Source organism: Streptomyces sp. NPDC007157 (assembly GCF_040634235.1).
Classification (GTDB): Bacteria; Actinomycetota; Actinomycetes; order Streptomycetales; family Streptomycetaceae; genus Streptomyces.
Genome location: NZ_JBEYFE010000006.1, coordinates 359,290 through 374,006, shown reverse-complemented (window position 1 = coordinate 374,006; position 14,717 = coordinate 359,290). Strand labels below are relative to the sequence as shown.

Genomic DNA, 14,717 nt, shown 5'->3' with positions numbered 1-14,717 from the left:
CGATCCCCGACCTGCTCCGGTCCGCGCATACGAGAAGGGCCCGATCCCCACCGTGGAGACCGGGCCCTTTCTCACCAGGGTCGGCGGCTACGCCTTCCCGGGCCGGAACGTCAGGTCGGCGACTACGCCTTCCGCAGCCGGAACGTCAGAGACAGCCCCTCGTCCACGAACGGCTCGCCGTACCCGCCGTCGGCCTCGCCCTGGGTGAAGTCCGTCGCCAGTACCTCGTCGGCGATCAGCGAGCCATGCTCGGCCAACGCCGCAATCACCGCCGGGTCGGTCGACACCCACCGCAGTGCGATTCGGTCGGCCACGTCCAGCCCGCTGTTCTTCCGCGCCTCCTGGATCAGCCGGATCGCGTCCCGGGCGAGCCCCGCCTGGCGCAGCTCCTCCGTGATCTCCAGGTCGAGCGCGACGGTCGCACCCGAGTCCGACGCCACCGACCAGCCCTCACGCGGCGTCTCCGTGATGATCACCTCGTCCGGCGCCAGCGTCACGGTCTCGCCGTCGACCTGCACCGACGCGGTGCCCTCGCGCAGCGCCAGCGACAGCGCGGCCGCGTCCGCCGCGGCGACCGCCTTCGCCACGTCCTGCACCCGCTTGCCGAACCGCTTGCCCAGCGCCCGGAAGTTGGCCTTGGCCGTGGTGTCCACCAGCGAGCCGCCCACCTCGGACAGCGACGCCAGCGAGGAGACGTTCAGCTCGTCGGTGATCTGCGCGTGCAGCTCCGGGTCGAGCGCGTCGAAGCCCACGGCCGCGACCAGCGCCCGGGACAGCGGTTGACGGGTCTTGACGCCCGACTCCGCGCGCGTGGCCCGGCCGAGCTCCACGAGCCGTCGTACCAGAACCATCTGCTTGGACAGCTCCGGGTCGATCGCGCCCAGATCGGCATCCGGCCATGCCGCCAGGTGCACCGACTCCGGTGCGCCCGGGGTGACCGGCGCCACCAGGTCCTGCCAGACCCGCTCGGTGATGAACGGGGTCAGCGGGGCCATCAGCTTGGTGACGGTCTCCACGACCTCGTGCAGCGTGCGCAGCGCGGCCTTGTCGCCCTGCCAGAAGCGGCGGCGCGAGCGGCGGACGTACCAGTTGGACAGGTCGTCGACGAACGCGGACAGCAGCTTGCCGGCGCGCTGGGTGTCGTACGCCTCCAGCGCCTGGGTCACCTGGTCGGTGAGCGCGTGCAGCTCGGAGAGCAGCCAGCGGTCCAGCAGCGGGCGGTCGGCCGGAGCCGGGTCCGCCGCGCTCGGCGCCCAGTTCGACGTACGGGCGTACAGGGCCTGGAAGGCGACCGTGTTCCAGTACGTCAGCAGGGTCTTGCGGACGACCTCCTGGATGGTGCCGTGGCCGACCCGGCGGGCCGCCCACGGGGAGCCGCCGGCCGCCATGAACCAGCGCACCGCGTCCGCGCCGTGCTGGTCCATCAGCGGGATCGGCTGCAGGATGTTGCCCAGGTGCTTGGACATCTTGCGGCCGTCCTCGGCGAGGATGTGGCCGAGGCAGACCACGTTCTCGTACGACGACTTGTCGAAGACCAGCGTGCCGACCGCCATGAGGGTGTAGAACCACCCTCGCGTCTGGTCGATCGCCTCGGAGATGAACTGGGCCGGGTAGCGGCTCTCGAACAGCTCCTTGTTCTTGTACGGGTAGCCCCACTGCGCGAACGGCATCGAACCCGAGTCGTACCAGGCGTCGATGACCTCCGGCACGCGGGTGGCCGTCTTCCGGCACTGCGGGCAGGCGAAGGTGACCTCGTCGATGAACGGGCGGTGCGGGTCCAGCCCCGACTGGTCGGTGCCGGTCAGCTCGGTCAGCTCCGCGCGGGAGCCGACGACGGTGAGGTGGTCGTCCTCGCAGCGCCAGATCGGCAGCGGGGTGCCCCAGTAGCGGTTACGGGACAGCGCCCAGTCGATGTTGTTGTTCAGCCAGTCCCCGTAACGGCCGTGCTTGACGGTCTCCGGGAACCAGTTCGTCTTCTCGTTCTCCTGAAGGAGCCGGTCCTTGATCTCCGTGGTGCGGATGTACCAGGACGGCTGCGCGTAGTAGAGCAGCGCGGTGTGGCAGCGCCAGCAGTGCGGGTAGCTGTGCTCGTACGGCAGGTGCTTGAAGAGGAGGCCGCGCTGCGACAGGTCCTCGGTGAGGCGTTCGTCGGCCTTCTTGAAGAAGACGCCGCCGACCAGCGGGACATCCTCCTCGAAGGTGCCGTCCGGGCGGACCGGGTTCACCACCGGCAGGCCGTAGGCGCGGCAGACCTTGAGGTCTTCCTCACCGAAGGCGGGGGACTGGTGGACCAGACCCGTGCCGTCCTCGGTCGTGACGTATTCCGCGTTCACGACGTAATGCGCCGGTTCCGGGAACTCAACCAGCTCGAACGGACGTTGATAGGTCCAGCGCTCCATCTCGGCGCCGGTGAAGGTCTGGCCCGTGGTCTCCCAGCCCTCGCCGAGCGCCTTGGCGACCAGCGGTTCGGCGACGACGAGCCGCTCCTCGCCGTTGGTCGCGACGACGTAGGTGACGTCGGGGCGCGCGGCGACCGCCGTGTTGGACACCAGGGTCCACGGGGTGGTCGTCCACACCAGGAGCGAGGCCTGGCCGGCGAGCGGACCGGAGGTGAGCGGGAAACGGACGTACACGGAGGGGTCGACGACCGTCTCGTAGCCCTGCGCCAGCTCGTGGTCGGACAGGCCGGTGCCGCAGCGCGGGCACCAGGGGGCGACCCGGTGGTCCTGGACCAGCAGGCCCTTGTCGAAGATCTCCTTGAGCGACCACCACACCGACTCGATGTACTCGGGGTCCATGGTCACGTACGCGTCGTCGAGGTCGACCCAGTAGCCCATGCGGGTCGTCAGCTCGGAGAACGCGTCGGTGTGGCGGAGCACGGACTCACGGCACTTGGCGTTGAACTCGGCGATGCCGTACTTCTCGATGTCCGGCTTGCCGCTGAAGCCCAGCTCCTTCTCGACCGCCAGCTCCACGGGCAGGCCGTGGCAGTCCCAGCCGGCCTTGCGGGCCACGTGGTAGCCGCGCATGGTGCGGAAGCGGGGGAAGACGTCCTTGAAGACACGCGCCTCGATGTGGTGGGCGCCGGGCATGCCGTTGGCGGTGGGCGGGCCCTCGTAGAACACCCACTCGGGGCGGCCCTCGGACTGCTCCAGGGTCTTGGCGAAGATCTTCTGCTCGCGCCAGAAGTCGAGCACGGCGTGCTCGAGGGCGGGCAGGTCGACCTGTGCGGGCACCTGGCGGTACGTCGGCGCTGTCATCTGCGAGCTTCCTCCAACGGACTTGCTGCCTTCCGTCGGAGGGACGAGAGCTTTGTCCTGCCTACGCCGTGTGCGGCGCGCTCCCGCGGTACCACCCTCCTTGGCTCCCCGGTCGCCGTGCGCGCCGGTGAGCCCCCTCATTGGGGTCGCGAAACCGGTTCTACTCGCCGTAGCAGGTCCTGCACGGCTTTCTTCCGGCGGCTCCGGGGTGATCTTCACGTCGCGCTCGCCCCCGGGCTCCCACCGTCCCCGGGTCGCTCTGGGCTGCGTACGCCGCTACTCGTCCCCATCCACGCTTCTCGCTCCGCCCAGTGTACGGCGCCGCACGGACAGCGGCCGACCCGTTTTCCGGGCACCGGCGGCGCCAGGCCGTCCACCTGCCGAGATGACCCGAATGGCGCGGTACGCGTGTTCGCATCCTGGGATGTCCGGCTCGGCGGATTACCGGGCGGGGAGCTGGGCACAACGCATGCATACCGGCTGCGTGGGGGGTGCGGGGCAGGCGGATCGGGCGGCGTGCCCCGTTGCCGAGGGACTCAGGTCGATTTATCGTCCCAGCACGATTCGCGTGCAAGATCACAATATGTGAAGGGGCCGCGGCCATGGTGGCGAAGAAGACCGCCGTACAGCAGTCGGCGTCCGGCCGGTCCGAGGTCGCGGCTGCCTCCGACGGCGACACCAAGGGGGGCGGCGGAAAGCGGGGCACGCGCGCGGGGGAGACCGTCGTGGCGGAGAAAACGGCTGGTGAGAAGGGTTCCGCCAGAAAGACGGTCGCAAAGAAGACGCCGGTGAGGAAAGTGGACGGGAAGAGAGCCGACGGGAAGCGAGCCGACGGGAAGCGAGCCGCGGAGTCGGAGGCGGCCGGGACGTCGGCGGCCGAGTCGGGGGCGGCCGGGGACAAGGCGACCGCGGCTGCCGAGGGCGCCGCGGGGAAGCCGGAGAAGAGCGCGTCCAAGGCCGCGGCGACGAAGACCGCGGCGGCGAAGAGCACGGCCAAGAAGAGCACGGCCAAGAAAGCGGGCGCGGCGCGGGCCGCGAAGCAGACGGGAGCCACGACAGTGGTTGCGAAGAAGACCCCTGGCTCGGCCACTGCGGCGGCGGAGACCGCCGTCCCCAAGGCGCGGGTCGCCGCGGCGGCTCCGGGCGAACTCGCGGTGCGTCCCGGCGAGGACCCGTGGACGCCGGATGAGGTCGAGGAGGCGCGCACCGAGCTGATGACCGAGGCACTGCGGCTGCGCACCGAGCTGGACGCCTCCGACAGCGCCCTGGCCGGTCTGATGCGGGACTCCGGGGACGGTGCCGGTGACGACCAGGCCGACACCGGCACCAAGAACATCACCCGCGAGCACGAGCTGGCGCTGGCCGCCAACGCGCGCGAGATGCTGGAACAGACCGAGCGGGCCCTCGGGAAGCTCGACGCGGGCACCTACGGACTCTGCGAGAACTGCGGAAACCCCATCGGGAAGGCCCGGATGCAGGCCTTCCCGAGGGCGACTCTGTGCGTCGAGTGCAAGCAGAAGCAGGAACGCCGCTACTGAGCATCGGGGTCGCGTGGGGCGTGCCGTAGTCTCGTCCCGAGGCAGGCACCTAGGTTGAGGGACTCACGTGGCAGAGGCGGAGCGCATCATCGGTACGCCGGACACTCCGGACGACGGCGGTGAGGAGACGGCGGCACCCGGCGTGTCCGGCGCGGAGCAGCAGCGGGCCGGCGAAGAACGACGCCCCGGGCGCGGACGCCGGATCGCCGTGCTGTTCGCGGTCGCCGCCTTCGCGTACGCCCTCGACCTGGTCAGCAAGATGATCGTGGTCGCGAAGCTGGAGCACCACGCGCCGATCGAGGTCATCGGCGACTGGCTGGAGTTCCACGCGATCCGCAACCCGGGCGCGGCCTTCGGGTTCGGCGGCGCCTTCACGATCATCTTCACGGTGATCGCGGCGGCCGTGATCGTCGTGATCTTCCGGCTGGCCCGCAAGCTCTACAGCTTCCCCTGGGCGGTCGCCCTCGGCCTCCTGCTGGGCGGCGCGCTGGGCAACCTCACCGACCGGATCTTCCGCTCGCCCGGCGTCTTCGAGGGCCAGGTCGTCGACTTCATCGCGCCCAAGGGGTTCGCGGTGTTCAACCTGGCCGACTCGGCGATCGTCTGCGGCGGCATCCTGATCGTCCTGCTCTCCTTCCGCGGCCTGGACCCGGACGGCACCGTCCACAAGGACTGACCGGGGCCGGAGCGGGGTCCGGACGGGCTTGCGTACGGCGCTGTCGGCGCGGTCCGGCATACTCGACGGGTGAGTACGCTTCCCGAGATCCGAACCCTGCCCGTGCCCGACGGCCTGGAGGGCGAGCGCGTCGACGCCGCCATCTCCCGGATGTTCGGCTTCTCCCGCACCAAGGCGGCCGAGCTGGCGGCGGCGGGCAAGGTCCAGGTCGACGGCGCGGTGGTCGGCAAGTCCGAGCGGGTGAGCGGCGGGTCCTGGCTGGAGGTCGAGATGCCCGGGGCGCCCGCGCCCGTGCAGATCGTCGCGGAGCCCGTCGAGGGCATGGAGATCGTGTACGACGACGATGACGTGGTCGTCATCGTCAAGCCGGTCGGCGTGGCCGCGCACCCCAGCCCCGGTTGGACCGGCACGACCGTCATCGGCGGTCTGGCGGCCGCCGGCTACCGGATCTCGACCTCAGGCGCCGCCGAGCGCCAGGGCATCGTGCACCGCCTCGACGTCGGCACCTCGGGCCTGATGGTGGTCGCCAAGTCGGAGCGCGCGTACACCTCGCTCAAGCGCCAGTTCAAGGAACGCACGGTCGACAAGCGCTACCACACGCTCGTGCAGGGCCACCCGGACCCGACCAGCGGCACCATCGACGCCCCCATCGGCCGTCACCCGCAGCACGACTACAAGTGGGCGGTCACGGCCGACGGCAAGCCCTCGGTGACCCACTACGACCTCATCGAGGCGTTCCGCGCGGCCTCCCTGCTGGACGTGAAGCTGGAGACCGGCCGCACCCACCAGATCCGCGTCCACATGGCGGCCCACCGCCACCCCTGCGTCGGCGACCTCACCTACGGCGCCGACCCGACGCTCGCCAAGCGGCTGCACCTGACCCGGCAGTGGCTGCACGCGGTCCGGCTCGGCTTCGAGCACCCCGGCACCGGTGACTGGGTCGAGTTCGAGAGCGACTACCCGGCCGACCTGAGCAAGGCGCTGGACCAGGTCCGCGAGGAGACGTACGGATGAGCACGCGCGCGTACGAGGTGCGGGTCGCCGAGGACCCCGCCGACCTGGAGGCGTGCTTCGCCGTACGCAAGCAGGTCTTCGTCGTCGAACAGGGCGTCCCCGAGGACCTGGAGTACGACGAGTACGACCCCGTGGCCCTGCACGTGCTCGCGATCCGCGAGGACGGCGTACCGCTCGGCACCGGCCGGCTGCTGTACGGCGAGACGGCCCCGGAGAAGACCGGCGGCGATCCGTCCCTCGGCTCACTGGGCCGGCTCGCGGTCTCCCAGGAGGCCCGCGGACTCGGCATAGGCGTGGCCCTGGTCCGGGCCATCGAGGACGCGGCACGCGCGCGTGGCCTGAGCGCGGTGGACCTGCACGCGCAGACGCACGCGCTGGGCTTCTACGAGCGGCTGGGCTACGAGCCCTACGGCCCGGAGTACGAGGAGGCGGGCATCCCGCACCGGGGGATGCGGCGCGCCCTGTAGCGCGGCCCATGCCGGAAGACCGCATGGCAGGCTTGAGGCCCGCCGTGTGATCATCGACTCCCGGAGCGCTGGCCGTGGATCAGTTGGCCCTGTTGTTCGTGCTGCTGCTCGGGGCCCTGGTGAGCGTCCCGCTGGGAGACCGGCTCGGGCTGCCGGCGCCCATCCTGGTGACTCTGTTCGGCATCGTCCTCGCGGTTGCCGACTTCGTGCCGAACGTGAACATCCCGCCCGAGCTGATCCTGCCCGGTCTGCTGCCGCCGCTGCTGTACGCCGCCGTCCGGCGGACGTCGTGGCGGCAGTTCACGGCCAACGTACGGCCGATCCTCCTGCTCGCCGTGGCCCTGGTGTTCGTCACGACGCTGTGCGTGGCCGTCGTCGCCACCACGATCGTGCCGGGGCTGCCGATCGCCGCGGCGGTGGCGCTGGGCGCGCTGATCGCCCCGCCCGACCCGGTCGCCGCGACCGCCGTCGCCGGGCAACTCGGTCTGCCGCGCCGGCTGGTGTCGATCCTGGAGGGCGAGGGCCTCTTCAACGACGTCACGGCCATCGTCCTGTACCACGTGGCGATCGCCGCCGTGGTCAGCGGCGCCTTCTCGCCCTGGCAGGCCGGGCTGGACTTCCTGCTGTCCGCCGTGGTCGCGGTCGGTGTGGGGCTGGTGCTCGGCTGGGGCGCGAACAAGCTGATGGACGTCCTCGGTGACGCGACCCTCCAGATCGGCCTGACCCTGCTGGTCCCCTACGCCTCGTACGTGCTCGCCGAGGAACTGCACGGCTCCGGGGTGCTCGCCGTGCTCACCACCGCGCTGTTCATCTCCGAGTACGCCACCGACGCCGACGACGTGATGACCCGGCTCGCCGGATACACCTTCTGGGACATCGTCGACACGCTCGTCACCGGGGTCGCGTTCGGGCTGATCGGCCTGGAGCTGCACAACGCGATCCGTACGGCGTCCGGCCGCTGGGGCGAACTGCTCGGCTGGGCGGCAGCGATCGTGGGCGTGGTCGTCGTGGTCCGGCTGGTGTGGCTGCTGCCGGCGACCTGGCTGACCAAGCGGCTGCACGCCCGGCGGGACTACGACGAGGAGATCCCGACCAGCTGGCGGGAGACCGTGGTGATGTGGTGGTCCGGGATGCGCGGGGTGGCGTCGGTGGCGCTGGCCCTGGCCGTTCCGCTGAGGACCGACGACGGATCCCCCTTCCCGGACCGGGACGAGATCGTCTTCATCGCGTTCGGCGTGATCATGGCAACACTGGTGCTCCAGGGGCTGACCCTGCCGTGGCTGGTGAAGCGGCTGGGGGTGCGGGCCGACACCGACCAGGAGAAGGAGTTCGAGAAGGAACTGGCGGTCCGGGCGGCGAAGGCGGCACGGCGGCGGCTGAAGGAGATCGAGCAGGTCGAGGACCTGCCGGAGGAGGTGACGGAGCAGATGCTGCGGCGGGCCTTCGAGATCGGGTTCCGGATCAGCCCCGAGGTGGTGGAGGACGAGCGGCGTGAGGGGCACGACAAACGGGCCAGGCGGTTGAAGCGGCTGCGGCGGATCCAGCAGGAGATGCTCAGCGCGGCGCGGCACGAGGTGCTGGCAGCGCGGAGCGAGCCGGGGGCGGATCCGGAGATCGTGGACCGGGTGTTGCGGCATCTGGACGTCCGTAGCCTGCGCTGACCGTCCGCCCCCGAGCGCGGTAATACACACGTGCAGTAATACAAACGTATGGCCGTTGTGGATATCCGAAGGCGGGGTCGGCGGTGCGCTCGTAGTCTCGGATCATGGCTCGGAACATTGTGATCAGTGGTGGCGGAACAGGGATCGGGCTCGCCGCGGCGCGGGTGTTCGCCGCCGACGGGGATCGGGTGCTGCTGCTCGGGCGGCGTAGAGAGGTGCTGGAGCAGGCCGGGGTGCCGGGGGCGCTCTGGTACGCCGCCGACCTGACCGAACCGGCCGGCGTACGGGGCGTGGCACGGTACGTCGCCGACGAGATCGGCACCGTGGACGTGCTCGTCCACAGCGCCGGAGGCAACACGGCGTTCGCGCCCGACGCGGAGGCCGGCGACCCGCTCGACGCCGTCGCCCGCACCTGGACGGGAAACTTCCAGCAGAACACGCTGACCGCCGTCCTGCTCACGGAGGCACTGAAGGACCGGCTCGCCGACCCCGGCGGACGGGTGCTGTTCCTCAGCTCCATCGCCGCCTACCGGGGCTCGGGGACCGGCTCCTACGCCGCCGCCAAGGCGGCCCTGCATCCGTACGCCCACGACCTGGCCCGGCAGCTGGGACCGCGCGGGGTCACCGTGAACGTGGTCGCGCCCGGGTACGTCGAGGACACCGAGTTCTTCGGCGGCCCGGTCGAGGAGGCGCGGCGGGCCCGGCTCGTCGCCGAGACGGCCACCGGGCGGGCCGGCATACCGGGCGACGTCGCCGCCACCCTGCACTGGCTGGCCTCCCCGGCCGCCGGACACGTCACCTCGCAGATCGTCCAGGTCAACGGCGGCGCCGAGCGCGGCCACTGACGGGAAGGAGAGCGGTCAGGCGCCGCGGCCGGTGCGGGGCGGCTCGTGCAGACGCCGGGCCGCCGCCCCGTCCTGGGAGGGGATGATCCCGCCCGGCGGCAGGACCGCGTCGGCGGTGTTCACCCGGGGCAGGGCGTAGGGGTGCTCGGCGGACAGCCAGGTGATCATCTGCTCGCGGACCACGACCCGGACCTTCCACACGTCGTCCGAGTCCTTGGCGGTCACCAGCGCCCGCACCTGGATGGTGTTCGGCGTGGCGTCGGTGACGACCAGGCTGTAGTCCCGCCCGTCCCAGGCGGGGCACTCGCGCAGGATGTCCCGGAGCTTCTCGCGCATCGACTCGATCGGCGCCGAGTGGTCGAGGTGCCAGTAGACGACCCCGGTCATCTGCGGAGTGCCCCGGGACCAGTTCTCGAAGGGTTTGGAGGTGAAGTACGACACCGGCATGGTGATCCGCCGCTCGTCCCAGGTCCGTACCGTCAGAAAGGTCAGGGTGATCTCCTCGACCGTGCCCCACTCGCCGTCGACCACGACGGTGTCGCCGAGGCGCACCATGTCGCCGAAGGCGATCTGCAGACCCGCGAACATGTTCGCCAGCGTGGACTGGGCGGCCACACCGGCGACTATGCCGAGGATCCCGGCGGAGGCCAGCAGCGAGGCGCCGGCCGCGCGCATCGCCGGGAAGGTCAGCAGCATCGCCGCCACGGCCATCACGCCGACTATCGCCGTCACCACCCGCATGATCAGCGAGACCTGGGTGCGTACCCGGCGGACCCGGGCCGCGTCGGTGTGGCCCCGGGCATAGCGGGTGTACGAGGTGTCGACGACGGCCGCCGCGATCCGCACCACCAGCCAGGCGGCCGACCCGATCAGCACCAGGGTCAGCATCTGACCGACGGCGACCCGGTGACCCAGGAGCAGCTCAGCCTTGCCGTAGGAGCCTCTGAGCAGCGCCGCGCACAGCACCAGCTGGTAGGGGATGCGGGCCCGGCGCAGCAGCCCCCACAGGGGTGTCTCGCTGTGCCGGGCGTCGGCCTTGCGCAGCAGCAGGTCGGTCGCCCAGCCGATCAGCAGGGTGAGGACGACGGCGCCGCCGACCACGATCAGCGGGCGGAGTAGGTTCTCCATGTCCATGGGTCCGAACGTAACCAGATCGACGGGGTCCTGAACATGCCGACCGGTGTCGAGGGCGTCACAAGTGCCGTCGGTGCAGGCTGGCACCATGGGCGCATGAACATCATGCTCTTTCACTCGACCCATGGCCTCAGGCCCGCGGTGCGCGAGGCCGCGGACCGGCTGCGTGCCGCGGGGCACGAGGTGTGGACGCCGGACCTCTTCGCGGGGCACACGTTCGACACGGTCGAGGAGGGCATGGAGTTCAACGAGTCGATCGGCAAGGACGAGCTGCTGAAGCGGGCCGTGCTGGCGGCGGCGCCCTACTCGGAGCGCGGACTGGTGTACGCGGGGTTCTCGCTGGGCGCCTCGATCGCACAGACGCTGGCGCTGGGCGACGAGCGGGCGCGTGGGCTGCTGCTCCTGCACGGCACCTCGGACATCGCGCCGAACGTCTCGGTGGACGAGCTGCCGGTCCAGCTGCACGTGGCCGAACCGGACGCCTTCGAGACGGACGACTGGCTGAGCGCCTGGTACCTGCAGATGGGCCGGGCCGGCGCCGATGTGGAGATCTACCGGTACCCGGGCGCCGGACACCTCTACACCGACCCCGGGCTGCCGGACTGGGACGAGGAGGCCGCCGAGGCCACCTGGCGGGTGGCGCTCGGCTTCCTCGACACGCTGTAGGTGACGGCTACACCGGGTCGTAGGTGCGCTCGACCTTCTGAGTGCCGCTGCGGGTGCGGTACGAACGCTCCCAGGACGAGGTCGCGTCGGCCTTCGTCTTGTCGGAGAGGACGTAGTAGTCCATCTGCGCCCGGGCGGCGGTGATGTCCAGGATGCCGTAGCCGTGCCGGTCGGTGTCCACCCAGTGCACATGGCGGTTGGCCAGCTGGATGACCGGCGCGGCGACGGTGGAGACGACACCCGGGGAGACCTTGAGGAGGTCGTCCAGGTTGTCGGAGGTCACCGAGGTGACCACGAACTCGGTGGCCGCGGAGGCGGAGAGCGGGTAGGTGCCGGCGTCCACCGGCACGTCGTTGGCCCAGGCCATGTGGATGTCGCCGGTCAGGAACACCGTGTTGCCGATCGCGTTGGAGCGCAGGTGGGCCAGCAGCTCGCGGCGGTCGTCGGTGTAGCCGTCCCACTGGTCGGTGTTGAGGGCGAGACCGTCCTGCGGCAGGCCGAGCAGCTTGGCGAGCGGCTTGAGCAGGTCGGCGGAGAGCGAGCCGATGGCGAACGGCGAGATCATCACCGAGTTGCCGACCAGCCGCCAGGTGGTGTCGGAGGCCTTCAATCCGGCCTTCAGCCAGTCGAGCTGGGCGCGGCCGGTGATGGTGCGGTCCGGGTCGTCGACCGAGCCGCTGCCCGTGGAGACCTGCTGGGAGCGGAAGGAGCGCAGGTCGAGCAGGGAGAGGTCGGCGAGCTTGCCGAACCGCAGCCGGCGGTAGGTGGTGCCGGCGATGGCCGGGCGGACCGGCATCCACTCGAAGTAGGCCTGCTTGGCGGCGGCCTGACGGGCCGTCCAGGTGCCCTCGGCGCCCTCGGTGTGGTTCTCGGCACCGCCGGACCAGGAGTCGTTGGCGAACTCGTGGTCGTCCCAGATCGCGATGACCGGCGCCTTGAGGTGCAGGGCCTGCAGGTCGGCGTCGGTCTTGTACTTGCCGTGCCGGGTGCGGTAGTCGGCCAGGGTGATGATCTCGTGGGTCGGCGCGTGCTGGCGGACCACGGTGTCCCGGGTGCCGTACTCGCCGGTGCCGTACTCGTATATGTAGTCGCCGAGGTGCAGCCACGCGTCCAGGTCGCTCCGGGCGGCCAGGTGACGGTAGGAGGCGAAGTAGCCGGCCTCCCAGTTGGCGCAGGAGACGACACCGAAGCGCAGGCCGGAGACGGCGGCGTCGGTCGCCGGGGCGGTGCGGGTGCGCGCCACCGCGGAGTCCGTGCCGCCGGCCGAGAAGCGGAACCAGTAGTCGGTGGCCGGGGCGAGCCCGCGGATGTCGGCCTTGACGGTGTGGTCGGAGGCGGCGGTCGCGGTGGTGGAGCCGCGGGAGACGACGTTGGTCAGCGCCTTGTCGGTGGCGACGACCCAGCTGACCTCGGTGTCGGCGCCGACACCGGAGCCCGGGGTCGCGTCGGCGCTCGGCGTCACCCGGGTCCACAGCAGGACGCCGTCGGGCAGCGGGTCGCCGGAGGCGATGCCGTGCAGGAAGGCAGGGGCGTCCGAGGCGGCCCGGGCCGGCAGCGCGGCGGCGAGCGGGGCGGCCAGGACAGCCGTCGCCGCCGCGGCCTTGACGACCGTACGGCGGCGCGGGGAGAGGGAGTTGGCACCCTCGGAAGCCTGAGTTGATCTGTATCGACTGGTCACGTCCGATCAGGTTACTGACCGGTATGAACAAGAGCAGGCGAACCAGAAAAAGTTCGCCTGCTCTTCACCCGGAGCGGGTGCTGTACCTGTGCACTGCGGCGCGTTACGCCTTGAGGGCCGCGTCCACCAACGAGTTGAAGGCCGCGACCGTCATCGGCGGGTTGCCGTTGGAGTCGGCCTTGAGTATCTGGCCGTTCATGACGAAGCTCGGGGTGCCCGTCACGCCGTCCTTGTTGGTGTCGAAGGTCTTCGACATGGCCAGCGCCCAGGCGTCGTACTTGCCGGACTTCACGGCGTCCTGGAACGCCTTGTTGTTCTTCAGCGCCGGGACGGTGTTGGCGACCTGGATGAGGTAGCTGTCGTTCTTGAACTTGTCGTCCGTCTCCTCGGGGTGCCACTTCGTGGAGTAGAGGGCGGTCTTGTACTCCAGGAACGCCTCGGGGCTGACGTTCAGCGCGGCGCCCATGGCGCTCATCGCGTTCTTGGAGCCCTCGCCGTTGGCGCCGATCTTGTCCTTGCCCAGCGAGTCGCCGTCGATGAACGTGCCACCGATGTACTGGATCTTGAACTTGCCGTCGTCGATGTCCTTCTTCACCGTCGAGCCGACGGTCTGCTCGAACTGGGCACAGATCGGGCAGCGCGGGTCCTCGTAGACCTTGAGGGTCTTCGGGGCGGTGGACTTGCCGATCACGACGGTGGTGCCGTCGGTGCCCGTGGTGTTGGCCGGGGCGACGACCTTGGCGTCCTTCTCGTCCTCCCAGTAGCCCGGCTTGTTGGCCTGGACGACGGCGTAACCTATGCCGCCCGCCGCGGCCAGCACGGCCACGACCGAGCAGGCCACGACGACCTGGCGCTTGACCTTGGCGCGCTTGGCCTGCTTCTCGCGCTCGACGCGCAGTCGCTCCCGGGCCGCGTTCTTGGCGGACTGGCTGTTCCGCTGGCTCATGTTGGTGATCTCCATATGGGACGCGCACATGTCGTACGCGGGATACGTGTGGGGGACTCGTCGTGTTCGAACGACGGGCCTGCTGGCGAGGGAGGGGCGCTCAGGCGGAGGGCAGGGCGAGCGCCCGGGAGCACGGCGGTCCACGCCGTCCCAGGGAGTGCACGAGCACCAGGTCGCGGGCGGCGGCCGCACGCGGCGCCGGACGCGGCAGCCGTCGTACCGGAACCAGGCGGACCGTGCCCGCGGCGACCGCGAGGAGCAGCGGGCGGAAGGTGGTGGCGGCGACCGCGCGCAGCAGCTGGGTCAGGGCGCGCTCGCCGCGACGCAGCCAGGCGGCGGCCAGCAGACCGACGCCGACGTGCGCGGCCAGCAGCAGCCAGGCCGCGGTCGGGTCGGCGTGGGCGAGCGCCGCGGTGGCCCGGGAGCCGCCGGTCATCTGGGCCAGCGGGGTGCCGACGGCGCCGCCGTGGCACAGCACGTCGAAGCCGACCGCGCGCAGCGGGCCGGCGATGGGGCCGCCGGCCCGGCCGTAGCAGGCGTGCTGGCCGGTGGTGAAGACCGTGTCGGCGGCCAGTTCCAGCGGGACCAGCAGGGCCGCGATCCGGCCGAAGCCGCGCTCGCGGCCCGCCAGCGCGTACGCCGTGACGAACACGCCGGCGGCGACCGCGGCCACCGTGGTGAACGGCAGCGGGGCCCGGGACAGCAGCACGTGCGACGCGGTGCTGAGCGTCACGACGAATGCCGTGAACAGCGCCGCGCGCACGGCTCTGAGCTGGGTCCCGGATATGTCCATAGCGGTGGAGAGTCTGTCACGTACTCATGTAAGGGACCC

Annotated in this window: 12 protein-coding genes; 7 read left to right on the top strand and 5 right to left on the bottom strand. The window is 70.9% G+C overall.

All coding sequences use genetic code 11. From position 1 onward, the window contains the following. Positions 1 to 122: 122 nt before the first annotated feature. The gene (gene ileS, locus ABZ642_RS14150; protein ID WP_360482265.1) at positions 123 to 3,260 is read right to left on the bottom strand and encodes an isoleucine--tRNA ligase; all 3,138 of its coding nucleotides are present in this window, start codon (positions 3,258 to 3,260) and stop codon (positions 123 to 125) included. 602 nt (positions 3,261 to 3,862) lie between these two features. Between ileS and ABZ642_RS14145 the strand changes: the two genes are divergently transcribed. From ABZ642_RS14145 to ABZ642_RS14120, 6 genes are all read left to right on the top strand, one after another. Beyond that, positions 3,863 to 4,798, top strand: a complete 936-nt coding sequence (locus ABZ642_RS14145; protein ID WP_360482262.1) for a TraR/DksA C4-type zinc finger protein — start codon at positions 3,863 to 3,865, stop codon at positions 4,796 to 4,798. Positions 4,799 to 4,865: 67 nt separating this feature from the next. Continuing rightward, positions 4,866 to 5,474: a signal peptidase II gene (gene lspA, locus ABZ642_RS14140; protein ID WP_360482259.1), complete on the top strand. Its 609-nt coding sequence runs from the start codon at positions 4,866 to 4,868 to the stop codon at positions 5,472 to 5,474. A gap of 69 nt (positions 5,475 to 5,543) precedes the next feature. Continuing rightward, on the top strand, positions 5,544 to 6,488 hold the full coding sequence (locus ABZ642_RS14135) for an RluA family pseudouridine synthase (RefSeq protein WP_360482256.1): 945 nt from the start codon (positions 5,544 to 5,546) through the stop codon (positions 6,486 to 6,488). Next, entirely contained in the window at positions 6,485 to 6,955 is a 471-nt protein-coding gene (locus ABZ642_RS14130; RefSeq protein ID WP_360482253.1) for a GNAT family N-acetyltransferase, read from the top strand. Before ABZ642_RS14135 ends, ABZ642_RS14130 begins: the two co-directional genes overlap by 4 nt. Before the next feature lie 74 nt (positions 6,956 to 7,029). Continuing rightward, entirely contained in the window at positions 7,030 to 8,616 is a 1,587-nt protein-coding gene (locus tag ABZ642_RS14125) for a Na+/H+ antiporter (RefSeq protein ID WP_360482250.1), read from the top strand. A gap of 104 nt (positions 8,617 to 8,720) precedes the next feature. Continuing rightward, positions 8,721 to 9,461, top strand: coding sequence for an SDR family oxidoreductase (locus ABZ642_RS14120; protein ID WP_360482247.1), 741 nt, complete (start codon positions 8,721 to 8,723; stop codon positions 9,459 to 9,461). Positions 9,462 to 9,476: 15 nt separating this feature from the next. Here ABZ642_RS14120 and ABZ642_RS14115 read toward each other — a convergent pair whose 3' ends face one another. Continuing rightward, positions 9,477 to 10,589, bottom strand: coding sequence for a mechanosensitive ion channel domain-containing protein (locus tag ABZ642_RS14115; RefSeq protein WP_360482505.1), 1,113 nt, complete (start codon positions 10,587 to 10,589; stop codon positions 9,477 to 9,479). Between the two features lie 102 nt (positions 10,590 to 10,691). Here ABZ642_RS14115 and ABZ642_RS14110 point away from each other — a divergent pair, with 102 nt between their 5' ends. After that, entirely contained in the window at positions 10,692 to 11,261 is a 570-nt protein-coding gene (locus tag ABZ642_RS14110) for a dienelactone hydrolase family protein (RefSeq protein ID WP_360482244.1), read from the top strand. Between the two features lie 7 nt (positions 11,262 to 11,268). Here ABZ642_RS14110 and ABZ642_RS14105 read toward each other — a convergent pair whose 3' ends face one another. The 3 genes from ABZ642_RS14105 to ABZ642_RS14095 form a co-directional block, all read right to left on the bottom strand. Further along, on the bottom strand, positions 11,269 to 12,939 hold the full coding sequence (locus ABZ642_RS14105; protein ID WP_360482241.1) for an alkaline phosphatase D family protein: 1,671 nt from the start codon (positions 12,937 to 12,939) through the stop codon (positions 11,269 to 11,271). 103 nt (positions 12,940 to 13,042) lie between these two features. Then, a complete protein-coding gene (locus ABZ642_RS14100; RefSeq protein ID WP_360482238.1) occupies positions 13,043 to 13,885 on the bottom strand; it encodes a thioredoxin domain-containing protein in 843 nt (280 codons plus the stop codon). 100 nt (positions 13,886 to 13,985) lie between these two features. Further along, the gene (locus ABZ642_RS14095) at positions 13,986 to 14,678 is read right to left on the bottom strand and encodes a hypothetical protein (RefSeq protein ID WP_360482235.1); all 693 of its coding nucleotides are present in this window, start codon (positions 14,676 to 14,678) and stop codon (positions 13,986 to 13,988) included. Positions 14,679 to 14,717: the final 39 nt, after the last annotated feature.